The sequence below is a fragment of the Pseudomonas sp. LG1D9 genome, assembly GCF_002949995.1.
In the GTDB taxonomy this organism is placed as follows: Bacteria; Pseudomonadota; Gammaproteobacteria; order Pseudomonadales; family Pseudomonadaceae; genus Aquipseudomonas; species Aquipseudomonas proteolytica.
Genome location: NZ_CP026881.1, coordinates 1,229,105 through 1,250,822, shown reverse-complemented (window position 1 = coordinate 1,250,822; position 21,718 = coordinate 1,229,105). Strand labels below are relative to the sequence as shown.

The following is a 21,718-nucleotide window of genomic DNA, read 5'->3' as shown; positions in this document are numbered from 1 at the left end:
CTTATAGAGAATTCAGGAACGCGAGCAACGCGGCGCGCTGCTCGGCGCTAAATGACAACACATGCTGCTGCGCCGCCTGGGCTTCACCGCCGTGCCACAGCACGGCTTCAAGCAGGTTGCGGGCGCGGCCGTCATGCAGGAACTGGGTGTGGCCACTGACGTTTTGCGTCAGGCCGATGCCCCACAACGGCGGCGTGCGCCAGTCGCGGCCACCGGCCTTGAATTCGGTACGGTTATCGGCCAGGCCCTCGCCCATATCGTGCAGCAACAGGTCGGTGTAGGGGCGGATCACTTGGTTGGCCAGCTCAGGTTCAGCGGCGTTGGCTGCGGTGGTGAATTTCGGCGTATGGCACGACTGGCAGCCAGCCTGGAAGAACAGGTTCTTGCCGGCCAGCACTTGTTGTTCGTTGACATCACGGCGCGCCGGTACGGCCAGGTTGCGGGTATAGAACAGCACCAGGCGCAGGATGTTATCGCTGACTTCCTGCTCGCCATTTTCGCCGTTGCCGTTGGGCGCCTGCTTACAGGCAACCTGTGCGTCGGTGCAGTCATCGAAGGGGCGCAGGCTGGTCGTCAGGCCCATGTCACCCGAAAACGCGTGAACATTTTGTTGATTGAGGTTCGGTTGCCCGGCTTTCCAGCCGAAACGGCCGAGCACGGTTTTTTGTCGGGCATCATCCCAGACCCAGTTCGGGCGGCCGAACACGCCGTTTTTGTCCGGGCGTTTGCTGGCGTTTTGCAGGATGTCTGCGTCGCTGATGGCTTCGAGCAAACCCAGGCCGATCATCGGCGGAGCCACGCGGGCGGAAAACCGCGTATCGGGGTGCATCGCCCCGTAGCCGAGCTGGGTAATCTGCAGGCTCGGCTTGCGCAACTCGACCACTGTGCCGTCCTTGAATGTGACGTTGACCGGCGTGTAGTCGACCCGCACCTTGCCTTCCGGGACTACGCCGGGCACGGCCATGTCCTGCAACTGCCCGCCGTACACCGGCTCGGGGACGATACCCAGTTGCTCGATGACCTTGGCATAGGGCGGCGAATCCGGGATCGACAGACGTACCAACATCGACACCGCATTGCTGGCCTCGGGCAAGGGCGGATGGCCGCGCCCGTCCTTGATGTGGCAGTTCTGGCAGGCATTGGTGTTGAACAGCGGCCCCAGCCCATCGCGGGCGGTGGTAGTGGCCGGGGCGATCACCCACGGATTGCGGAAAAAGCTGTTGCCGACGCTGAAGTCCAGGCGACGGGTCGGCGCCAGGTTCGCTGAAGGCAGCGAAAAGGCATTCTGGTCTGTCTTCCTTACCGTCGTGCTGCCTCCCGAACGCGCCTCACCCGGCTCGGCCTGGGTAAACGTCGGCGGCGCGGCGTCATCGCAGGCACTCAGGCTCACGGCCACCAAGAGTGCAGACAGGCGAAGAAGCAAACGGGGCATCGATAATCCTGGAAGACGGGCGACGGTGGATGAAATTCAGGGGGCAAAGTCTAACAGGGCGGGGCGGATTGAATAAGAGCAATTATCGTTTGCTCCAATCTGATGCATTCCCGCTAGAATGGCCGCACATTTTTCCTGGAGGTGGCCAATGCAGGCTCTCGACGCTTTGCTCAACCGTGTTTCCGTGCCGCGCCTGCTGGAGCCGGCGCCGACTGCCGAACAGCGCGAAGTGCTGTTCGCGGCAGCCATGCGTGCGCCGGATCATGGCCAGTTGCGGCCTTGGCGTTTTCTCACCGTGGAAGGCCCGGCCCGCGAGCAGATGGGCACCCTGCTGGCCGAAGCGGCCCGCCTGCAAGACCCCGCAGCACCGCAAGCGGTGATCGACAAGGCACAGAACGGCCCGTTGCGTGCACCGTTGGTGGTGGTGGTGATTGCCCGTCTGCAAGAACACTTCAAGGTGCCCAAGTCCGAGCAACTGCTGGCGGCGGCCTGTGCGGCCCACGGTATTCTGCTGGCGGCCTATGCCCAGGGGATTGGCGCAGTGTGGCGCACCGGGGAGTTGTCGTATTCGGCGCATGTGGCCAAGGGGTTGGGGCTGGGCGCGGGTGAGGAGGTGATTGGCTTCCTGTATCTGGGTACCGCGCAGAACCCGCCGCGTACGGCGGCAAAGGAAGACCTCACCGCGTTTGTCAGTGCCTGGACCGGGCTCTAACCTCACACTGTGTGGGAGCTGGCTTGCCTGCGATACAGATGCCTCGGTGCTTCAGTGAAACAGAGGTGATGCTATCGCAGGCAAGCCAGCTCCCACATAAGCCAGCTCCCCCATGGGTATTTGGGTCTACACCCGGAACTGATCCATCAGTTTCATCTGCTGGTTGGCCAATGCATTCAACTGGCTGCTGATCGCCGCTGATTCTGTCGCCTGGCCGGTCAGGGTCTCGGTCACGGTACGGATCGCCGAGACATTGCGGTTGACCTCTTCGGCCACGGCGCTCTGTTCTTCGGCGGCGCTGGCGATTTGCAGGTTCATGTCGCTGATCACCGTCACCGCATCACTGATCTTGCCCAGGGCCTGTACGGCTTGTTGGATCTGCCCGGCATTGCTCTGCGCCTGGCTCTGGCTCGAATGCATGGTGGTCACCACCCCACGGGTCGCGCTCTGGATGCGTTCGATCACCAGGCGGATTTCCTCCACCGAATCCTGGGTGCGTCGCGCCAGGTTGCGCACTTCGTCTGCGACCACCGCAAAACCCCGCCCGCTTTCCCCGGCGCGCGCGGCTTCAATTGCGGCGTTGAGGGCCAGCAGGTTGGTCTGCTCGGCAATGCTGCGGATCACTTCCAGCACCGAGCCGATCTGCTCGCTGTTGACCGCCAGGGCTTCAACTTCGGTCACGGCCTTGCTGACTTCCTCGGCAAGGGTGGTGATATCGCGGGTGCTGCGTTCGATGATCGCCAGGCCCTCGCGGGCTGACTGATCGGCGCCGCGAGCTGCACTGGCAGCGTTAGAGGCGCTGTTGGCCACATCATGGGCGGTGGCGCTCATCTCGTTGGAGGCGGTTGCCACCTGGTCGATCTCGCGGAACTGCACCTGCATGCCTTCACTGGTCTGGCGCGCAATTTCCGAGGATTGATCGGCAGTGCCTCGGGCTTCGGTGATGCTCTGCTTGATCTGGGCAATGGTCGGTTGCAGCTTGTCGAGGAAGCGGTTGAACCAACTGACCAACTCCCCCAGTTCATCTTTTTTCGTGTAGGCCAGGCGTTGGGTCAGGTCGCCGTCGCCGCTGGCAATGTCCTTGAGCATCGCTGCCACGCTGTTGATCGGGCGAGTCACGCCTGTGGCCGTCAGCCATATCAGCAACAGACCCAGCAGGCCGGCTGCGGCGCCCACCAGCAGCGCTTGCAGTGTGCCTCGGGCCTGGGCGTCGTGGAGCACGCCTTGCAACTTGACCGAATCGGCCAGCAGCACGTCCTTGGGTAGCTTGATCACCACGCCCCAGGGCTTGGCCTCGGCAATCGGCTTGACTGGGTACACCGCGCGGATCGTGTCGTCTTGCTCGCGCACCTTGCGCGTGTCACTGGCCAGCAGTTGCACGATCTCTTTGCCTTCGCCACCCAGCACATCAACGATGCTTTTGCCGACCTTGTCCGGCTCACCGCTGTAACTGGCGATCAGGCCGCTGCTGGAGAGGATTTCCATGATCCCCGCGCCATCGAACAATTCTTTTTGCGCGGTATTGGCCGCCGCTTGCAGGGCGTCCAGCGCAATATCGACGCCGATCACACCAATCACCTTGCCATCTGCCAGCAGCGGCAGCGAGATAGTGGTCATCAGCATCGCCTTGCCGGCGACTTCGTCGGCGTACGGGTCCAGCAGGCAAACGTTGCGGGTATCCCGTGGGCAGGTGTACCAGATGTTGTAGGGCGTACCGCTAAGGTTGAGGGTGGTCTTGGTCAGGTCCGCTTCCACCATCACCGTGTTCAGGCCTTCACCGCCGGCGCGGCTCCAGTAGCTGGAAAAGCGTCCGACTTCGTTGGAAGCGCGCAGTTTGTCGTCGACAAATTCGCTGTCCCTGCCATCCAGGCCGTTGGGTTCAAACGACAACCAGATCCCCAGCACCTTGGTATTGCGCTCGAAGGCGGTCTTGATCCGCTGGTTGAGCTCCTCGCGCACGGCCCCGGCTTCCAGCGAGCGCTTGGCGGCCATGTTGCGCAAGTCCTTGACCTGGTCGGCGAGGGCGGTGACCACCAACAGGTTTTCGCCGAAGGCTTTCTGTAGCTGCACGGCTTGCTCGGCGGCCTTGGACTGGAGCAGGTTCTCCACGCTGGTGGTGAGCATGCGCGAGCTGGAGGCGCTGACGAGTTGGTCGTTCTGGTTGGTCTGGTAGATGTTCAGGCTGACGATCAATGCAATCACCCCCAACAGGCAGAGGCCAGACAGCAGCACGATTTTCAAGCGGATGGAGAGGGTGTCGAACATGGGCTTACTCGCGATTGGACTTGTTGGTGTGCAAGCAGGGCAACGGCCAAGTCCATTCGGCGCTATGCCCGCAACATCGGCACCGGCGGGTAATTCATGAGGGGCAGGCGATCAGCGGTAGCGCTCAGGTCGCGGTTTGCGCGAGACGTTCGGGGCGTGACCAGATCCACAGGTTGCCCAGGCTCATCCCGGCGATGGCCAGGTAGATCGGCCAGCCGTGATCGAGCATCACCAGCATCAGGCCGGCACACAGCAGCATGCTCACGGTGGCGCTGACCTTGGCCCGGCGCGCAATGATCTTGCCGTTGCGCCAGTTGAACAGGATCGGCCCGAACAGGCGGTGGTTTTCCAGCCAGGCACTCAGGCGTGGCGAACTCTTGGTGGCAGCCCAGGCAGCCAGCAGGATGAATTCGGTGGTGGGCAGGCCCGGCACGACAATCGCAATCAAGCCGATCCCCAGGCTGACGTAGGCCAGCAGGCCGAACAGGATTCGGGCGAGTTTGGAGGAGGATTGGGTTGTGCCGGTCATAGGTACGATTTGTATGGGGTGCGAAAAATCTGAAAGTGCAGTGCGATCAATATGTAGAGGCTGGCCTGTGTGGGAGCTGGCTTGCCTGCGATGCAGCCGCCTCGGTGTATCAGTTGAACCGAGGCGATGCTATCGCAGGCAAGCCAGCTCCCACACAAGCAGGGGATCAGGCCAGTTCTGGGGCGCTAGCGTACGCCTGTTCCAGCAACACGGTGAAGCGTACGAATGCATCCACCGCACCTTTTTCCGCTGCCGCTTCTTCTTCGGCGCTCAGTTCCAGGCCGTCGAGGGTACGGGTGAAGCTCTTCCAGCCTTCGGCACGGCCACCGGCTGGTTCGCCCAGGTGGCGGGCACCGAAGGTTTCGCTCAGGCCCAGGCCGACGGCGCGCTTGATCAGGAACGCAGCGCCAAGCTTGGAACCTTCGGACACGAACAGCCAGCCCAGGGCTTGGGCCTTGCTCGGGTTCTGCACGGCACCGGCCACAGGGGCGGGTACTTCGGTTTCCAGGTCGGCCAGGTCAAGTTTGGCGGCTTCGGCGCGGCAGCGCTCGGCCAGGTCCGGGAACAGCTTGATCAGCTCGGGATCGTTGTACAGCGCCACCAGTTCCGACTGGAACAGGTACTGGGCGACGACAAAACGGGCGAAGTTGGCCTGGGTTTCGAACGGGGCGTGGGCCTTGACCAGTGCGTCGAGCTTGGTGTGTGGCTCGTTGGTGATCTGGTTCAGGCGCTGGGAGCGCAGGCTTGCACGTTCTGCGGTGGTGGAAGCGGTCATGGGATGTCCTTGAGAAGGAAAAGCGCCTTATTGCCAGGCTGTTATTACTAGACGAACAAGAAGACGCGTCACAGTAAAAAAACCTCACCCCGCTGGCGATAAATCCGGCGGGGTGGGGTTGCAGGGATCAGATGTCCCAGATCAGGTTGATCGCGAAGTTGCGACCGGGCTGGGTCAGCCGGTCCAGGCTGGCCGGCGAGGTCACGCCGGCTTCACCCACACCGTCGTAGCTGCGCACGTCATCCCAGTTCCAGTATTTCTTGTCGGTCAGGTTGTACAGGCCGCCGTTGACGGTCAGATCGTTGGTGACTTTGTAGAAACCCGTCAGGTCGACGATGCCAAAGCCCGGGGTCTTGAACGGGCCGTTGGCGGTGATGCCGTCCGGTGCAAAGAAGGTGGTGCTGTCCACTCGATTCTGTTGCTTGACCAGAGTCCAACTGACCAGCGCACCGTAGTTATCCTGGTCGTAGCCCAGGCCAAACACACCCTTGAGCGGGTTGACGCTGTTCAGCGGCTGGCCGGTTTCGTCATTGCGACCGTGGGCGTACGCAATCGCGCCTTTGGTGTACAGGCCTTGCGGTGCGCCGAAGGCGTCCAGGTTCAAGCGGCCTTTGACTTCCATGCCCTTGATGGTGGCGCGCTTGATGTTGCCTGGCTGGAAGATGGTGCCAGACGGGCCCAGCGCGGCGTTGTCTTCGTCGATGAAGTCGCGGTACTTGTTGTAGAACACCGCGACGTCGAAATTACCGGCGTCGAAATTGCCACGAATCCCGGTTTCATAGCTTTTGCTGGTTTCCGGCTTGAGGTTGGAGTTGGGTTCGACGACATAGCCTTCACCCAGGTTTTCAAAACGGCCGTACAACGCTTTGGCCGATGGTGTGCGGAAACCTTCGGCGTACTGGCCGAACCAGGTGTATTGCTCGGTAAACGCGTAGGTCACGCCGAGTTTCGGCGAGAAGCGGTGCCAGGTTTTATTCGCGTCGTCGTGGGGAAACTTGCGTTCCGGGTCGGTGGTGTTGAGGAACTCTTCGGTCAGCTTGGGTTTGAGCTGGATGTAGTCGTAGCGCAGGCTGGGCAGGAAGGTCCAGTCATTCCAGCTGATCTGATCCTGGGCGAACAGCGCGTAGCTGTTGATGGTTGGGTCAGGGAAGTCGCTGGCTTTTTTCACGCTGTCGCTGGGCGTTGGGCTTGGGGCACCGATGGCCGTACAGCCGGCACCGACAGCCAGGCATGTCGCCGCGCCTTCGCGCGAACCGGTGACTTTCTGTTGCTTGATCGTGGTGCCATAGGTCACGACATGATCGGTGTCGCCGATGGCGAAGGCTTTGTCCAGTTGGGCGTCGAACACCCACTGTTTTTCTTCGTAGAGAGTGTCACGGGTACGCAGCACGCGACGGCCCACCTGATAGATCTCGGCGGTGGACTGGTCGGTCTTGGCTATCTGGTAGTTGAGGCTGGTCTTGATGTGATCGGCAAACGGGGCGTCGAGTGCAAACTTGTTTTCCAGGCCAAAACGCTCGCGGGTGATGGTGTCGTTACCGCGACGGTCACGATAGAAGTTCATGCCTTGACCTTGAAGGAAAAGCCCACCCACCGCGCTTTTCTGGTTGATGTCGCGGTCGTCCTTGTACTTCTCGTAGGTCAGGCCCAGGCGGTTGTCTTCGCCATAGTTCCAGCCCAGCTTGGCCAGCACGTTGGTGGTGCGCACGTCTTCCGGGTTGGCGCCGGTACGGGCCAGGCCGGTGGCGTTGTTGCCGTCGTAGGATTCCATCTCATGGCCATTGCGCTGGCTCAGGTGCAACAAGCCATCGAAGTCCTGCACGCGCCCGGCGACGGTGCCGGAGGTCAGCCAGCTTTCGTCGGCCGAGCTGTAGCCGGTCTTCAGGCGCGCGCCAACGTCCTGGCCGGGCTTGATGATGTCGTCCGGGTCGAGGGTGAAGTAGCTGACGGCGCCGCCGATGGCGCTGCTGCCGTACAGGGCCGAGGCCGGGCCGCGGATGATTTCCACGCGTTTGACGATTTCCGGGTCGACATAGTTGCGACGGGTCTTGGCGTACGGGCCGTTGAAGAAGTTGTCCGGGACTTCTACGCCGTCCACCTGGGTGAGGATGCGGTCACCGTCGATACCACGGATGTTGTAGCCCGAATTACCGGAGCGGGTGCCTGCACCGCCCACCGAGACACCGGGCTCGTAGCGCACCAGTTCGCGGATGGTGTTGACGTTCTGGCGGTCCAGTTCCTCGCGCTCATGCACGCTGACGGTGCTGGGCACGCTATCGACCGCCTGTTCCGTGCGGGTGGCGCTGATGGTCATTTGTTGCAGGGTGATGGCACTCCCCACCGTGCGCTTTTCCAGGACGATGTTGTTATTGCCCAGTTTGCGGTAGTTCAGGTTGGTCCCCACCAACAGCCGGTCCAGGGCCTTTTCCGGGGTCAGCGAACCGCGCGCGCCGGGGGAGGAAACCCCTTGGCCCAGTTCGGCGGGCAGGCCGATCTGCCAGCCGGTGACGGCGGTAAAGGCGTTGAGTGCCGATACCAGGGGTTGCTGCTCGATGCTGAAAGTGTAATTGGCGTGGCTGCGCGCAGCGGGTTCGGCCGCATTGGCCGTGAGCACCGGGCTGCCGGCCAGCAGGATGGCGGCGGTCAGCAGGCACAGCGTGGGCGAAGAGGACCGGCGGTTGAAACGAGAGGACATCGAGAGCGCTCCGAGGGACGAGTCTTATAGTTGCGAGCCTGAATCAAATAGGAATCAGTTGCATTGGCTAAGACGAGACGTACCAGCAGGGGCTATCGAGTAAAAATAATTATTCTCAGTTGAGAATGACTAGCGCCGGGAACTCCGAGAGCTTGGCGGAGGTGATGTGGGCCAGGGAGCGCACCACGTCCAGCGGCTGGTCCAGGCGGTAATTGCCGGTCACGGCGACGCTGGCCAATTGCTCATTGGTATTGACGATCCAGCCCGGGTAATAGCGCCGCAGCTCAGCCAGCACCTCGCTCATCGGGCAGTTTTCAAAGATCAACCGGCCCTGGACCCACGCCAGTTCCTTGGTGGCATCGAGCTTGGCTGGTTGGCCGAAGCCCTTGGGGCCGACGCGGATGCTCTCGCCGGCACTCAGGCGCACCCGGTTGTTGCCGAAGGTGGTGCTCAGGTCGACATCCCCGCGTTGCACCTGGACCTGCGCCTCACCGTTGAGGTAGCGCACGGCAAATGCCGTATCGCTGACGCTGGCGCGCACCGGGCCGGCGTCGATTTGCAGGGGCAGGCCGCGGTTGGCGGCGACTTCGAAAAACGCCTCGCCCTGATACAGGCGGGCAATGCGCTGATGCTCGTCGATGGTGCTGGAAAACGCCGAATTGGTATTGAGCAATACCTTGGAGCCGTCATCCAGTTGCAAGCGCTGGCGCTCACCGACCACGGTCAAATGGTCGGCTTGCAGGCGTACCGGCAGGTTGCTGAAGCTGAACAGCCCGAGCAGCAGCACCGCCGCTGTGGCCAAGGGCTTCCAGTGCGGCTTGATCCGCCGCCAGGCGCTGGGCTTGCGTGGTGCATTGAGGGCCACGGCGGCGCTGTGCACGGGCGCACCGCCCCAGGCGGCCTGGGCCTTGGCGAAGGCTTGAGCGTGACTCGGGTCGGCATCCAACCAGGCCTGGAACTCGGCTTGCTGCCCAGGCTGCGGGCACTGCAACGCGATCAGCCAGTCGAGGGCTTGGTCCATAGCCGCATGTTGCAACACCTCATGAGCCAGCTCATGGGGATGCAGTTTGTTCGGGTCCGTCACGGTGTTCCTCGGGTCTTCGCCACGTTTTATTCAGTGTCTTGCGTATTTTTGCGACATTTCTGTCGGCTTGTCCCGACAAAGCTTAAGGGTGATCGAGTCGTTCGGCCACACCTATGCAGATGGCCATGATCAACTTCAGTTCCTTTTGCACGGTGCTCAAGGACACTTGCAACTGGTCGGCGATCTCTTGATAGCTGCAGCCGTGCAGGCGGCTGAGGATAAAGATCTGCTGCTGACGGGCACTCAACTGCCCGAGGCTGACGCTCAGGTGCTCCAGCAATTGCTCGGCGTGGGCGGCATCTTCAGGGGTGGTGACTGGGGAGGCGACGCTTTGCAGAACGTCCATCGGGACATCTTCCTGCAAGGTGCGGGACTGGATCCTGCGCGAGCGCAGATGATCCAGAGCCAGGTTGCGCGCGGTCTGGAACACGAAAGGTTCGAGGTGATCAATCGGTCGTTCGCTGAGGGCCCGCGTCACGCGCAGGTAGGTTTCCTGCAACAGGTCCTCGGCGGTGCTGGGGTTGTTCACCATCCGCTGCAGGGTTCGCAGCAGCACCAGCCGTTGGCTGAGGAAGACTTGATTGAAGCGAGATAGGCTCACGGGGGTACCAGACCGATAGGCAGTTAATGATAATGCTTATCATCAACGCAAATGGCAAGTAGCGAATGTATGAGCTTGCACAAAGCCCTGTAGGAGCTGGCTTGCCTGCGATTGCATCACTGGGTGGCGGCAGATACACCGCGCCGTCTGCATCGCAGGCAAGCCAGCTCCCACACAAGCCAGCTCCCACAGGGGGTTATTCGGCGTTACACAGCGCCAGGCAGTTATCCAGCATGCGGTTGGAGAAGCCCCATTCGTTGTCGTACCAGGCCAATACCTTGAGCAGCTTGCCGCTGGACTTGGTGTGGTTGGCGTCGAAGATCGACGACAGCGGGTTATGGTTGAAGTCACTGGAAACCAGCGGCAAGGTGTTGTAACCGAGGATTTTCGAGTGTTGGCTGGCTTCCTTGAGCAGCGCGTTGACCTCATCGGCCGTGGCTTCTTTTTTCAATTGCACGGTCAGGTCCACCAGCGACACGTTGATCACCGGCACCCGCACCGCCATGCCGGTCAGCTTGCCTGCCAGTTCCGGGAGTACCAGGCCCACCGCGTCGGCGGCGCCGGTCTTGCTTGGGATCATGTTCTGCGTGGCCGAACGGGCGCGGTACGGGTCGGTGTGGTAGACGTCGGTCAGGTTCTGGTCATTGGTGTAGGCGTGGATGGTGGTCATCAGGCCGCTTTCAATGCCCAGCTCGCGGTGCAGCACCTGGGCGACAGGCGCCAGGCAGTTGGTGGTGCAGGACGCATTGGAGATGATCTGGTGCGATTGACGCAAAATGTCATGGTTCACCCCGTAGACCACGGTCGCATCCGCGCCCTTGGCCGGGGCAGAGATGATCACCTTGCGCGCACCGGCGCTAATATGGGCGGCAGCCTTGTCACGATCGGTGAACAGGCCGGTGCATTCGAACACCACGTCGATCTTGTGTGCAGCCCACGGCAGGTCGGCGGGGTTGCGAATGGCACTGACGGCAATCCGGTCGCCATTGACGGTCAGGCTTTCCTGATCGTGAGCGACCTCTGCATCGAAAGTGCCATGGACGGTGTCGTATTTGAGCAGATGGGCATTGATCGAACTGTCGCCCAGATCGTTGATGGCGACGATCTGCAAATCCTGGCGGTAGCCTTGGGTATAAAGTGCGCGCAGGACGTTGCGGCCAATGCGGCCAAAACCATTGATTGCAATTCGAAGAGTCATTTGAAAGCGCCTGTCGTCGATTTGTTGTAAGAATTACAAGATTATTCGCATAAAAATAGAAAACAAGCCTTTTTAGTGGCAATATTTTGTTCAATCTACAACGAGTGACCTGAATCAACTGGTCCGATTGGTCAAGTAACTCCCTGCCAACCTCTTCGCGGCGGGCTTTTGACCAGCATAGACACTCAGGTCGCCACATCCGTTAGCCTGGAGTTCTACACATGCATCCCCGCGTACTTGAGGTCACCGAACGCCTTATCGCCCGCAGCCGGGCAACCCGTGAGGCGTACCTTGCGCTGATTCGCGGCGCGGCCAGCGACGGGCCGATGCGCGGCAAGCTGCAATGCGCCAACTTTGCCCACGGCGTGGCCGGATGCGGCACCGAAGACAAAAACAGCCTGCGAATGATGAACGCTGCCAACGTGGCAATTGTTTCGTCATATAACGACATGCTCTCGGCGCACCAGCCCTACGAACATTTCCCGGAACAGATCAAGAAAGCCCTGCGCGAGGTTGGTTCGGTCGGCCAGTTCGCCGGTGGCACCCCGGCCATGTGCGACGGCGTGACCCAGGGCGAGCCCGGTATGGAGCTGAGCCTGCTGAGCCGCGAAGTAATTGCCATGTCCACGGCGGTAGCGCTGTCCCACAACATGTTCGACGCCGCGCTGATGCTGGGGATCTGCGACAAGATCGTCCCGGGCCTGATGATGGGTGCCCTGCGTTATGGCCACCTGCCGATGATCTTTGTGCCCGGCGGGCCGATGCCGTCGGGGATCTCCAACAAGCAGAAGGCCGACGTGCGCCAGCGCTACGCCGAAGGCAAGGCCAGCCGTGAAGAGTTGCTGGAGTCGGAGATGAAGTCCTACCACAGTCCCGGCACCTGCACCTTCTACGGCACCGCCAACACCAACCAGTTGCTGATGGAAGTCATGGGCCTGCACCTGCCGGGCGCCTCGTTCGTCAACCCGTACACGCCGCTGCGTGATGCGTTGACCCGTGAAGCCGCGCACCAGGTCACGCGCTTGACCAAGGCCAATGGCAACTTCACGCCGATTGGCGAGATCGTCGATGAAAAATCCCTGGTCAACTCCATCGTCGCCCTCAACGCCACCGGCGGCTCGACCAACCACACCCTGCATATGCCAGCCATCGCCATGGCGGCGGGGATCATCCTCACCTGGCAGGACATGGCCGACCTCTCGGAAGTGGTGCCGACCCTGTCCCACGTCTATCCGAACGGCAAGGCTGACATCAACCACTTCCAGGCGGCGGGCGGCATGTCGTTCCTGATCCGCGAGCTGCTGGAAGCCGGGCTGCTCCACGAAGACGTCAACACCGTCGCCGGCCATGGCCTGAGCCGCTACACCCGCGAACCCTTCCTGGTGGACGGCGAACTGATCTGGCGCGAAGGCCCGATCGAAAGCCTCGACGAAACCATCCTGCGCCCCGTCGCCCGTGCCTTCTCCCCGGAGGGCGGCTTGCGTGTGATGCAAGGCAACCTCGGCCGTGGGGTAATGAAAGTCTCGGCGGTGGCCCTCGAACATCAAATCGTCGAAGCGCCGGCCGTGGTGTTCCAGGACCAGCAGGACCTGGCCGATGCGTTCAAGGCCGGCCAGTTGGAGAAGGATTTCGTCGCCGTGATGCGCTTCCAGGGCCCGCGCTCCAATGGCATGCCGGAATTGCACAAGATGACGCCGTTCCTCGGCGTGCTCCAGGATCGTGGTTTCAAGGTGGCACTGGTGACAGACGGGCGCATGTCCGGCGCCTCGGGTAAGATTCCCGCCGCGATTCACGTCAGCCCCGAAGCGCAGCGCGGTGGGGCGCTGGCGCGGGTCAGGGATGGCGATATCATTCGCGTCGATGGCGTCAAAGGCACCCTGGAGCTTAAGGTGGACGCCGAAGAATTTGCAGCGCGCGCGCCTGCCACGGGCCTGTTGGGCAATAACGTGGGGGCCGGTCGCGAGCTGTTTGCATTTATGCGTCTGGCCGCAAGCTCCGCAGAGCAGGGCGCCAGCGCCTTTACCTCTGCACTGGAGACACTTAAGTGAAGCTTGCGCTGGTAGGTGATATTGGCGGTACCAACGCCCGGTTCGCGTTGTGGCGGGACCAGGCACTGCATTCGATCCGAGTGTTGGCTACGGCGGATCACGCCAGCCCCGAGGAAGCGATCAAGGTCTACCTCGCCGAGGAAGGCTTGGAGCCGGGCTCCATAGGCGCGGTGTGCCTGTCGGTCGCCGGGCCTGTAAGCGGTGATGAGTTCAAGTTCACCAACAACCACTGGCGCCTGAGCAAGACCGCGTTCTGCAAGGCCCTGCAAGTGGACGAGCTACTGCTGGTCAATGACTTCTCGGCCATGGCCCTGGGCATGACCCGCCTGCAACCCGACGAATACCGCGTGGTGTGCGCCGGCACCCCGGAACCATGGCGCCCGGCGGTGGTGATTGGCCCTGGAACGGGCTTGGGCGTGGGCACCTTGCTCGACCTGGGCGCCGGCCGTTGGGCAGCGTTGCCGGGGGAGGGCGGGCATGTCGACCTGCCCTTGAGCAGTCCCCGGGAAACCCAGTTGTGGCAGCACATCTACAACGAGATCGGGCATGTCAGCGCCGAAACGGCCCTGAGCGGCGGCGGATTGCCACGTTTGTACCGGGCGATCTGTGCGGTGGATGGTCATCCGGCGGTATTGGAAACCCCAGAGGCGATTACAGCGGCGGGGCTGGCTGGCGATCCGGTTGCGCTGGAGGTCCTCGACCAGTTCAGCATCTGGCTGGGCCGCGTCGCCGGCAATAACGTGCTGACCACGGGTGCCCGGGGCGGTGTGTATATCGTGGGTGGGGTGATCCCGCGGTTTGCCGAGTTTTTTATCAACAGTGGCTTTGCCAAGAGCTTTGCTGACAAAGGCTGCATGAGTGACTACTTCAAGGGGATCCCGGTGTGGTTGGTGACGGCGCCGTATTCGGGGTTGACCGGCGCGGGTGTGGCGCTCGAACAGGCATTTGCGTAGGCAGTGATGGCCTCATCGCGGGCAATGCATTCCAAAGGTGGGAGCGGGCTTGCCCGCGATGAGGCCCCTGAGAACAACCCATGCTTCAAGGCTTGGCCCATAACAACAAGGAGGCCCCCGTGAGCGTAATCAGTAAATCCATTCTCCTCGTCGATGACGACGAGGAAATCCGCGAGTTGCTGCAAACCTACCTCAGCCGCGCCGGCTTTCAGGTGCGGGGCGTGCCCAATGGCGCGGGGTTTCGCCAGGCCATGGACGAGGCTCCGTGCGACTTGGTGATCCTCGACGTGATGCTGCCCGACGAAGACGGCTTCAGCCTCTGCCGCTGGGTACGCCAGCACCCGCGCCAGGCCCAGGTGCCGATCATCATGCTCACCGCCAGTTCCGACGAAGCCGACCGGGTCATCGGCCTGGAACTGGGCGCCGACGATTACATCGGCAAACCTTTCAGCCCGCGAGAATTGCAGGCCCGCATCAAGGCCCTGCTGCGCCGCTGCCAGTTTGGCCAGGAACGTACCGGCGGCGATGTGCTGGTGTTCGATGAGTGGCGGCTGGATATGATCAGCCATCGGCTGTTTCACCTCGATGGTGAGGAAGTCATCCTGTCCGGCGCCGACTTTGCCCTGCTCAAGCTATTCCTTGATCATCCGCAGCAAATCCTTGATCGCGACACCATTGGCAACGCCACCCGTGGCCGTGACCTGATGCCCCTCGATCGAATTGTGGATATGGCGGTCAGCCGCCTGCGACAACGCCTACGCGATACCGAGAAACCTCCACGGCTGATCCGCACCGTACGTGGCAGCGGTTACCAACTGGCGGCCAGTGTGGTTGCCAGCAATGCCCACTGAGCGTCGGCGTATTCCGGTGCCGCGCTCATTGCTGGGGCGCATGCTGCTGCTGACCCTGTTGGCAGTGCTGTTTGCCCAGGCTTTATCCAGTGTGATCTGGGTGTCGCAATTGCGCGCTACCCAGCTTGAAGGCCTGGTCACCAGCGCCCGCAGCCTGGCCCACTCGATGACTGCCAGCGTCAGCTATTTCCGCTCACTGCCGGTGGCTTATCGGCCGCTGGTGCTTGACCAGTTGCGCAGCATGGGCGGTACGCGCTTTGTCGTAACGCTCAACGACAAGCCCCTGGATATGCAGATCCTGCCGCAAACCCCGCGCAAACAGGCGGTGCTCGGTGCCGTGGATGAAGTACTGCGCCAGACCCTGGGCAGTGACGTGCATTTTTCGGTGGAGTTTGTCAGTGCCGAAGACCTGCGCATTTTCAATGCCGGGCTCAAGCTCGATGAGTTGCCCCGTTCCTGGGCGCATTACGCATTGACCCTGGAACCGGTCAACCCGCCGGTGCTGGTGACGCAGATCGAGTTGGGCGCCGGCGAGTGGCTGTATATCGCCTCGTTGCTGCCCGAACCCTACACCAGCCTCGAAGAACAGGGCCTGCCCTCCCAACAGGTGTGGTTTATCGTGCTGACCAGTGGCTTCCTGCTGCTGTTTATCGGTTTGCTGGTGCATTGGCAGAGCCGGCCGCTCAAGCGCCTGGCGCGGGCGGCGCGGGACCTGTCCCTGGGCGCCGACGTGGAACCGGTGGCCGAAGGTGGCGGTAGCGAAGTGGTGGAAGTGGGGCGTGCGTTCAATGCCATGCGCGAGCGGATCAGCCGCTACCTGACCGAACGCAGCCAGTTGTTCAGCGCGATTTCCCACGACCTGCGCACGCCGATCACACGCCTGCGGCTGCGCGTGGAGCTGCTGGAAGATGAAAAGCTGCAAGCCAAGTTCGGCCGTGACCTGGATGAGCTGGAACTGCTGGTCAAGGGCGCGTTGCAGTGCGTCAAGGACACCGATATCCACGAGAACATCGAGCCGGTGGACCTCAATCATGTGCTCGACTGTCTGGTGGAGCCGTACCTGGCGCCCCATGGCAATGGGCGGGTGACGCAGCACGGTCGGGCGCTGACGGCCTACCCGGGCAAGCCGCTGGCGCTCAAGCGCTGCATTGGCAACCTGATCGACAATGCTTTGAAGTACGGGCAGAACGCTCACCTGCGTATCGAGGACGATGGTGCGCAGTTCATCCTGCATGTGGATGACGAGGGGCCGGGTGTGCCGGAACAGCGTTTGGAACAGGTCTTCGAACCGCACTTTCGCCTGGCCGGTCAGCAGCAGGGCTATGGCTTGGGGTTGGGGATTGCACGCAATATCGCCCACAGCCATGGCGGCGAAGTCAGCCTGCAGAATTTGCGCGAAGGTGGCCTACGGGTGACCTTGCAACTGCCCCGGACCCTGGACTAAACAACACCGCGTCACCCTGTAGGAGCATTGGGTCAGATGCTCTGGCGTAGCCTGGCCAAGTCGCGCAACGGCGGCGCGCCAAACAAACGGCTGTATTCCCGGCTGAACTGCGACGGGCTTTCATACCCCACCCGATACCCCGCCGCCGAGGCCTCCAGGCCTTCGGCGATCATCAGCCGTCGTGCTTCCTGCAGGCGTAGCTGTTTCTGGTACTGCAGCGGGCTCATGGCGGTGATGGCCTTGAAGCGATGGTGCAGGGTCGACACGCTCAGATTCACTTCCTTGGCCAGGTCGTCGATGCGCAGCGGTTGTTCGTAGTTACCGTTCAACCAGGTGATCGCACGGCTGACCCGATGGCTTTGGCTATTGGCCACGGCAATTTCGTACAGGCGATAGCCCTGTGGCCCACGCAGCAGACGGTAGAGAATTTCGCGATTGATCAACGGCGCCAACATCGCGATGTCTTTGGGCGTATCCAGCAGGCGTGCCAGGCGCAGTACGGCATCAAGCAACTGGGTGTCGATCCGGTCGACATACATCCCGCGCGATGTCGGGCGTGTAGGCACGCCCATCGGGCCGGCTTCGGCAATCAAGGCGGTCAGTTGCGCCGGGTCGATATTGATCCGTACCGACAGGTTGGGGTCTTCGGGCGTGGCGTCGATGACCCGCCCGGCCACCGGCATTGCGACCGAGAACACCAGGTAGTTGAGAGGGTCGTAGGCAAAGATTTCGTCGGCCAGGCGCACCTCCTTGCTGCCGTTGGCGAGGATGCACAGGGCGGGTTCCACCAGCACCGGCATGAAATCGCGCGGCGTGTTGTGTCGGTTCAGGTACAACGAAGTGATCGCCGTGCCGTAGGAACCGTCCTCCCAGGTATGCCTGTGCACGATACCGGCCAGTTCGGCGCGCTGTTTTTCCATCTCGGCATCGAGGGGAATGGACTGCTGTTCGGGCGACGACATGGGGCGTCCTCTGCATGCTTCTTTGATGGGCACAGCTTAGCGGTGCCTGTTGCAGTCGTGTTAGGTCGATTCTGCACAATCCTTGCCTGATCCTGCGGCGCGTCTTGAATCAGGCAAGCCCATGGCCTGTCATCTCCCTGAAACAAGGCGCCTATGCGTGGAATAAAGGCGGGCGCCAAACCGTCTTTCCAGGCTTCTGGCAGGATTGTGCAATAAGCCGGCAGGAATCGACTAACCGGCCAGGGGCAGGCGCCCGTATCTTTGATCCTGTGGCAGCACGCCCCCACAGTGCTTGCCGAGCATCACTTCTCAACGGGAGAGTCGAACATGTCCACCCCCATTCCCGCGAGCCATATGGCCTTTATCCGCGCCCGCAGCGGGTGCAGCACCGAACTGGGTGCGCGCTTGAGCAGTTTGATCGAACCGGGCCGCCAGGCTCAGGGTTGCCTGCAGTTCTCGTTGCAGCACTCTCAGGTTGACCCCGATGTATGGCTGGTCTCAGGTTTCTGGAGCAGTGAACAGGCGATGAGTGCCTACTTCAACTCGCCGGCCTTGATGCTGTTTACCGAGCTGTTGAACGACATGGTCGTGCGCAGCATGGACTTCCAGACCTTCACCGACGCATCCGCGGCCAATGCCTACGGCGAGTACCTGCAATTGGCCGGTTAGGGTTTAGAATGGCCGACTTTCCATTGGCCAGGACCTGCAACATGGCACGTAAAGAGTTTGCCCACCACGAAGCTGTTTCCGCCCTAGTGCGTGAAGACCAGGGGGGCTATAGCGCCGCCATCGCCGTCAAGGCACTGGATGGCATGAGCGCTCCGCGCTTTCACAAGATCCTCGATGGCCAATTGTTCAAGACTGCTGATGACGCTGACGATGCAGCGGCCCAGCAATTGGAGCGCTTGATCGATATCGATGAAGAGGGTCAGTTGGCCTGGGCGATCGCAGCAAACTAAAGAGCGCCACCGACCCAGCTGTGGGGTTCTGTGTGGGAGCGGGCTTGCCCGCGATGACTGAGTGTCAGTCGATACATGAGTTGACTGATACACCGCTATCGCGGGCAAGCCCGCTCCCACACAAGCCCGCTCCCACATTTTTAATTGCATTCGATCCAATCAGGGTTTGCCGGCACCCGGGCGGTACATCTTGAACAGCGCTTCCGGGCCCAGTTGGAAGTAATCCGCCGGCCCACCACCTCGCAGAATCGGCTCGGCAGCCGCCGTGTCGTATACCCCATCCTTGAGCAGCCATTTGGCGATATGCACCGCGACCACCTCGCCAAGCACCAGCCAACTGGGCACCAGTTCCTTGTCAGCCCGCTGCAGCTGAATGATCTGCGTAACCTTGCACTCGAATGACACCGGGCTTTCGCCCACTCGGGGCACGGCAATCACCTTGGACGCCACCGGCGTCAGCCCGGCCAGTTCAAACTCGTTGACCTCGGGTGACACGGCGGCGCAGCTCTGGTTCATCTGCTCGGCCAGTGGGCGCGTGGCCAGGTTCCAGACAAATTCGCCGGTCTGCTCGATGTTGTTCAGGCTGTCTTTGCGCCCGACGCTGGAAAAACCAATGATCGGCGGAATGTAGTTGAACGCGTTGAAAAAACTGTAGGGCGCCAGGTTCAGGCGGCCTTCGTTGTCCTGGGAGGAAATCCAGCCAATTGGCCGCGGGCCGACGATGGCGTTGAACGGGTCATGGGGCAGGCCGTGGCCGTTGGCGGGTTCGTAGAAATGGATATCGTCGGGCATGGACGGGGTTCCTGCGGCGGGAAAAGCGCAATAGTGCAGGCCCAAGGGCAGGATTTCTACCGACCGTATGGAATTTTCATTTATCGCCCACCTATTTTTCACCGCTGCACGGCCAGTCTGCACGCCAGGTCGATACCCCCCCTGAGTCGGCCTTTCGAGACTGAACTCTGGAGCCTTCTGCACAATGAACAAACTTCCTCAGATTACCCTGGCGTTCTGGGTCATGAAGATCTGTGCGACCACCCTCGGCGAAACCGCCGGGGACTTGTTGTCGATGACCTTGAACGTCGGCTATGCCATCAGTTCGATGATCCTGCTCAGTGTGTTCCTGATCACATTGCTGACGCAGTTATGGTCGAAAACCTACAATCCGGTGCTGTACTGGATCGTGATTTTGTCGACGAGTACGGCGGGCACCACTATGTCCGATTTTATGGACCGCACCTTGGGCCTGGGGTACGCCTGCGGCTCGATGATTCTGATTGTCCTGTTGCTGATGGTCTTCGCGCTCTGGCACTTGAGCGGCAATTCGCTGAACGTGAACAAGGTGCAGACCCCGCGCGGCGAGTTGTTCTACTGGGTGGCAATCCTGCTCTCCAACACCCTGGGTACGGCGCTAGGGGATTTCCTCGCCGACGACTCGGGGCTGGGCTTTGCCGGCGGTGCCATGTTGATCGGCGCGAGTATCCTGCTGGTGGTGGCGCTCAAGTACTGCACGACGGTTTCGTCGGTGGTGTTGTTCTGGGTAGCGTTTGTCTTGACCCGCCCCTTTGGCGCGACCCTCGGGGACTTCCTGACCAAACCCCATGAGAAGGGCGGCCTGGACTTTGGCACGGTTGGCTCGTCGGCGGTGCTGGCGGCGGTGCTGTTATTGATGATCGCCGGTGCCTGGTATGTACAGCGCCGGGACAACCGCCAGCCGCTGGCTGAGCTGTCCTGACACAGGATGAAAAAAGGGGCCATGTCATTGCATGACATGGCCCCTTTTCTACACCTGGCGAACGGTCAGTCCGTGGTAATCCGCGAATGCTTGCGGGTGTCTTTCATGGTGATGTAGACCAGCAACGAAACGGCAATACACGCGGTCACGTACCAGTAGTAGCCGGTTTCCATGCCGATGCTCTTGAACCACAGCGCGATGTATTCGGCGGTGCCGCCGAAGATCGACACGGTCAGTGCGTAAGGCAGGCCTACACCCAGTGCACGGATTTCGGTCGGGAACAGCTCGGCTTTCACCACGGCGTTGATCGAGGTGTAGCCGCTGACGATGATCAGCGCCGCCATGATCAGGAAGAACGCGCCCCACCAGGTCTGGACGGTGTGCAGGGTGGTGAGGATCGGCACGGTGAACAGCGTCCCGAGGATGCCGAATGCGATCAGGATCGGCCGGCGACCGACCTTGTCCGACAGGCCGCCGACAATCGGTTGCAGGCACATGAACAGGAACAGCGTGGCCGCAGAAATAGTGGTGGAGTCGGAGATGCTCATGCCGACGGTGTTCACCAGGTACTTCTGCATGTAGGTGGTGTAGGTGTAGAAGGCCAGGGTGCCGCCCATGGTCAGGCCGACCACGGTCATCAGTTCCTTGGGGTGGCGCATCAAGGTGCGCATGGCGCTTTCCTTGGCTTTTTCCTTCTTGGTGAACGATTCGGTTTCTTCCATGCCGCGTCGCAGGTACAGGGCCACCACCGCGCACAGGGCACCAATGGCGAACGGGATACGCCAGCCCCAGGCATACAGTTCTTCGGTGGTGAGGAGCTGTTGCAGCACGATCAGCACCGCCAATGCGATGAGCTGGCCAGAGATCAGGGTCACGTATTGGAAGCTGGAGTAGAAACCGCGACGTTCCTTGGTCGCCATCTCGCTGAGGTAAGTGGCGGAGGTGCCGTATTCGCCGCCCACCGACAGACCCTGCAGCAAACGGGCAAATACCAGCAGGATCGGCGCGCCGATACCGATGATTTCATAGCCCGGGCTCAGGGCAATCAGCAATGAGCCGAAGCACATCAGGTAGACCGAGGCCATCAGGGCCTTTTTACGCCCGACTTTGTCAGCGTACAGCCCCATCAACCAGCCGCCGATCGGGCGCATCAGGAAGCCTACGGCGAAGATCGCGGCGGTATTGAGCAGTTGGGCAGTGGTGTCGCCTTTCGGGAAGAAGGTTTTTGCGAAGTACAGCGAGAAGGCGGCGTAGACGTACCAGTCGTACCACTCGACCATGTTGCCGACCGATCCGCTGAAGATCGACTTGATCCGGCTGGAGGTAGTGCGTTCTTTTGCCGGCACGGCGGCCGACCCCAGAGGCAGGGAGTTGGAGTTATCCATTGAAGGATCCTTCATGTCATTGTTTTTGTGGAGCGCGCGTCAGCGCAGCCTGGCGCAAGCTATAGCAGGAGCTGTGCCAAGCAGGTGAAGGCC

The 21,718-nt window shown here is 61.4% G+C and carries 19 protein-coding genes; 8 read left to right on the top strand and 11 right to left on the bottom strand.

The features are described from left to right. Nucleotide 1: 1 nt before the first annotated feature. A complete protein-coding gene (locus C5F71_RS06095) occupies nucleotides 2-1,432 on the bottom strand; it encodes a di-heme oxidoredictase family protein (RefSeq protein WP_070994459.1) in 1,431 nt (476 codons plus the stop codon). Between the two features lie 148 nt (nucleotides 1,433-1,580). On the opposite strand from C5F71_RS06095, the gene C5F71_RS06090 reads away from it, so the two are divergent. Next, nucleotides 1,581-2,144 carry a nitroreductase family protein gene (locus C5F71_RS06090; protein WP_029295398.1) on the top strand — a complete coding sequence of 188 codons (564 nt, stop codon included), beginning with the start codon at nucleotides 1,581-1,583 and terminating at the stop codon, nucleotides 2,142-2,144. Nucleotides 2,145-2,270: 126 nt separating this feature from the next. Here C5F71_RS06090 and C5F71_RS06080 read toward each other — a convergent pair whose 3' ends face one another. The 7 genes from C5F71_RS06080 to gap all read right to left on the bottom strand — a co-directional run bounded on the left by C5F71_RS06080 (nucleotide 2,271) and on the right by gap (nucleotide 11,291). Then, nucleotides 2,271-4,409 (bottom strand): methyl-accepting chemotaxis protein, encoded by a 2,139-nt coding sequence (locus C5F71_RS06080; protein WP_104910806.1) that lies wholly within the window; start codon nucleotides 4,407-4,409, stop codon nucleotides 2,271-2,273. A gap of 124 nt (nucleotides 4,410-4,533) precedes the next feature. Then, on the bottom strand, nucleotides 4,534-4,938 hold the full coding sequence (locus C5F71_RS06075; protein ID WP_070994457.1) for a YbaN family protein: 405 nt from the start codon (nucleotides 4,936-4,938) through the stop codon (nucleotides 4,534-4,536). A gap of 166 nt (nucleotides 4,939-5,104) precedes the next feature. Continuing rightward, nucleotides 5,105-5,713 (bottom strand): biliverdin-producing heme oxygenase, encoded by a 609-nt coding sequence (locus C5F71_RS06070; protein WP_104910805.1) that lies wholly within the window; start codon nucleotides 5,711-5,713, stop codon nucleotides 5,105-5,107. A 127-nt stretch (nucleotides 5,714-5,840) separates the two neighbouring features. Next, nucleotides 5,841-8,408, bottom strand: a complete 2,568-nt coding sequence (locus C5F71_RS06065) for a TonB-dependent receptor (protein ID WP_104910804.1) — start codon at nucleotides 8,406-8,408, stop codon at nucleotides 5,841-5,843. Between the two features lie 115 nt (nucleotides 8,409-8,523). Then, entirely contained in the window at nucleotides 8,524-9,492 is a 969-nt protein-coding gene (locus C5F71_RS06060) for a FecR domain-containing protein (protein ID WP_070994454.1), read from the bottom strand. Nucleotides 9,493-9,574: 82 nt separating this feature from the next. Beyond that, complete coding sequence (locus C5F71_RS06055; protein WP_029295413.1) at nucleotides 9,575-10,093, bottom strand: RNA polymerase sigma factor; 519 nt, start codon at nucleotides 10,091-10,093, stop codon at nucleotides 9,575-9,577. 196 nt (nucleotides 10,094-10,289) lie between these two features. Beyond that, the gene (gap, locus tag C5F71_RS06050; protein ID WP_104910803.1) at nucleotides 10,290-11,291 is read right to left on the bottom strand and encodes a type I glyceraldehyde-3-phosphate dehydrogenase; all 1,002 of its coding nucleotides are present in this window, start codon (nucleotides 11,289-11,291) and stop codon (nucleotides 10,290-10,292) included. A gap of 221 nt (nucleotides 11,292-11,512) precedes the next feature. Between gap and edd the strand changes: the two genes are divergently transcribed. The 4 genes from edd to C5F71_RS06030 all read left to right on the top strand — a co-directional run bounded on the left by edd (nucleotide 11,513) and on the right by C5F71_RS06030 (nucleotide 16,587). Further along, entirely contained in the window at nucleotides 11,513-13,339 is a 1,827-nt protein-coding gene (gene edd, locus C5F71_RS06045; protein ID WP_029295417.1) for a phosphogluconate dehydratase, read from the top strand. Beyond that, nucleotides 13,336-14,292 (top strand): glucokinase, encoded by a 957-nt coding sequence (locus C5F71_RS06040; protein WP_029295418.1) that lies wholly within the window; start codon nucleotides 13,336-13,338, stop codon nucleotides 14,290-14,292. Before edd ends, C5F71_RS06040 begins: the two co-directional genes overlap by 4 nt. 119 nt (nucleotides 14,293-14,411) lie before the next feature. Next, complete coding sequence (locus C5F71_RS06035) at nucleotides 14,412-15,143, top strand: response regulator (protein ID WP_029295420.1); 732 nt, start codon at nucleotides 14,412-14,414, stop codon at nucleotides 15,141-15,143. A gap of 16 nt (nucleotides 15,144-15,159) precedes the next feature. Continuing rightward, complete coding sequence (locus C5F71_RS06030; protein ID WP_166647890.1) at nucleotides 15,160-16,587, top strand: ATP-binding protein; 1,428 nt, start codon at nucleotides 15,160-15,162, stop codon at nucleotides 16,585-16,587. A gap of 32 nt (nucleotides 16,588-16,619) precedes the next feature. On the opposite strand, the gene C5F71_RS06025 is transcribed toward C5F71_RS06030, so the two are convergent. Continuing rightward, nucleotides 16,620-17,549, bottom strand: a complete 930-nt coding sequence (locus C5F71_RS06025) for an AraC family transcriptional regulator (RefSeq protein ID WP_029295424.1) — start codon at nucleotides 17,547-17,549, stop codon at nucleotides 16,620-16,622. A gap of 327 nt (nucleotides 17,550-17,876) precedes the next feature. On the opposite strand from C5F71_RS06025, the gene C5F71_RS06020 reads away from it, so the two are divergent. Both C5F71_RS06020 and C5F71_RS06015 read left to right on the top strand, forming a co-directional pair. Beyond that, nucleotides 17,877-18,218, top strand: coding sequence for an antibiotic biosynthesis monooxygenase family protein (locus C5F71_RS06020; protein ID WP_029295426.1), 342 nt, complete (start codon nucleotides 17,877-17,879; stop codon nucleotides 18,216-18,218). Nucleotides 18,219-18,226: 8 nt separating this feature from the next. Continuing rightward, nucleotides 18,227-18,508, top strand: coding sequence for a hypothetical protein (locus C5F71_RS06015; protein WP_104910802.1), 282 nt, complete (start codon nucleotides 18,227-18,229; stop codon nucleotides 18,506-18,508). 159 nt (nucleotides 18,509-18,667) lie between these two features. Here the strand turns inward: C5F71_RS06015 and C5F71_RS06010 are convergent, their stop codons facing one another. After that, a complete protein-coding gene (locus tag C5F71_RS06010) occupies nucleotides 18,668-19,300 on the bottom strand; it encodes a flavin reductase family protein (RefSeq protein WP_029295430.1) in 633 nt (210 codons plus the stop codon). A 184-nt stretch (nucleotides 19,301-19,484) separates the two neighbouring features. Between C5F71_RS06010 and C5F71_RS06005 the strand changes: the two genes are divergently transcribed. Continuing rightward, nucleotides 19,485-20,240 carry a hypothetical protein gene (locus tag C5F71_RS06005; RefSeq protein ID WP_104910801.1) on the top strand — a complete coding sequence of 252 codons (756 nt, stop codon included), beginning with the start codon at nucleotides 19,485-19,487 and terminating at the stop codon, nucleotides 20,238-20,240. A gap of 65 nt (nucleotides 20,241-20,305) precedes the next feature. Here C5F71_RS06005 and C5F71_RS06000 read toward each other — a convergent pair whose 3' ends face one another. Then, nucleotides 20,306-21,625, bottom strand: coding sequence for an MFS transporter (locus C5F71_RS06000; protein WP_029295432.1), 1,320 nt, complete (start codon nucleotides 21,623-21,625; stop codon nucleotides 20,306-20,308). Nucleotides 21,626-21,718: the final 93 nt, after the last annotated feature.

Excerpts from the sequence above, each read along its gene's own strand:
- C5F71_RS06095 (WP_070994459.1), bottom strand. The coding sequence starts at position 1,432 with ATGCCCCGTTTGCTTCTTCGCCTGTCTGCACTCTTGGTGGCCGTGAGC.
- C5F71_RS06090 (WP_029295398.1), top strand. The coding sequence starts at position 1,581 with ATGCAGGCTCTCGACGCTTTGCTCAACCGTGTTTCCGTGCCGCGCCTG.
- C5F71_RS06080 (WP_104910806.1), bottom strand. The coding sequence starts at position 4,409 with ATGTTCGACACCCTCTCCATCCGCTTGAAAATCGTGCTGCTGTCTGGC.
- C5F71_RS06075 (WP_070994457.1), bottom strand. The coding sequence starts at position 4,938 with ATGACCGGCACAACCCAATCCTCCTCCAAACTCGCCCGAATCCTGTTC.
- C5F71_RS06070 (WP_104910805.1), bottom strand. The coding sequence starts at position 5,713 with ATGACCGCTTCCACCACCGCAGAACGTGCAAGCCTGCGCTCCCAGCGC.
- C5F71_RS06065 (WP_104910804.1), bottom strand. The coding sequence starts at position 8,408 with ATGTCCTCTCGTTTCAACCGCCGGTCCTCTTCGCCCACGCTGTGCCTG.
- gap (WP_104910803.1), bottom strand. The coding sequence starts at position 11,291 with ATGACTCTTCGAATTGCAATCAATGGTTTTGGCCGCATTGGCCGCAAC.
- edd (WP_029295417.1), top strand. The coding sequence starts at position 11,513 with ATGCATCCCCGCGTACTTGAGGTCACCGAACGCCTTATCGCCCGCAGC.
- C5F71_RS06025 (WP_029295424.1), bottom strand. The coding sequence starts at position 17,549 with ATGTCGTCGCCCGAACAGCAGTCCATTCCCCTCGATGCCGAGATGGAA.
- C5F71_RS06020 (WP_029295426.1), top strand. The coding sequence starts at position 17,877 with ATGTCCACCCCCATTCCCGCGAGCCATATGGCCTTTATCCGCGCCCGC.
- C5F71_RS06015 (WP_104910802.1), top strand. The coding sequence starts at position 18,227 with ATGGCCGACTTTCCATTGGCCAGGACCTGCAACATGGCACGTAAAGAG.
- C5F71_RS06010 (WP_029295430.1), bottom strand. The coding sequence starts at position 19,300 with ATGCCCGACGATATCCATTTCTACGAACCCGCCAACGGCCACGGCCTG.
- C5F71_RS06005 (WP_104910801.1), top strand. The coding sequence starts at position 19,485 with ATGAACAAACTTCCTCAGATTACCCTGGCGTTCTGGGTCATGAAGATC.
- C5F71_RS06000 (WP_029295432.1), bottom strand. The coding sequence starts at position 21,625 with ATGGATAACTCCAACTCCCTGCCTCTGGGGTCGGCCGCCGTGCCGGCA.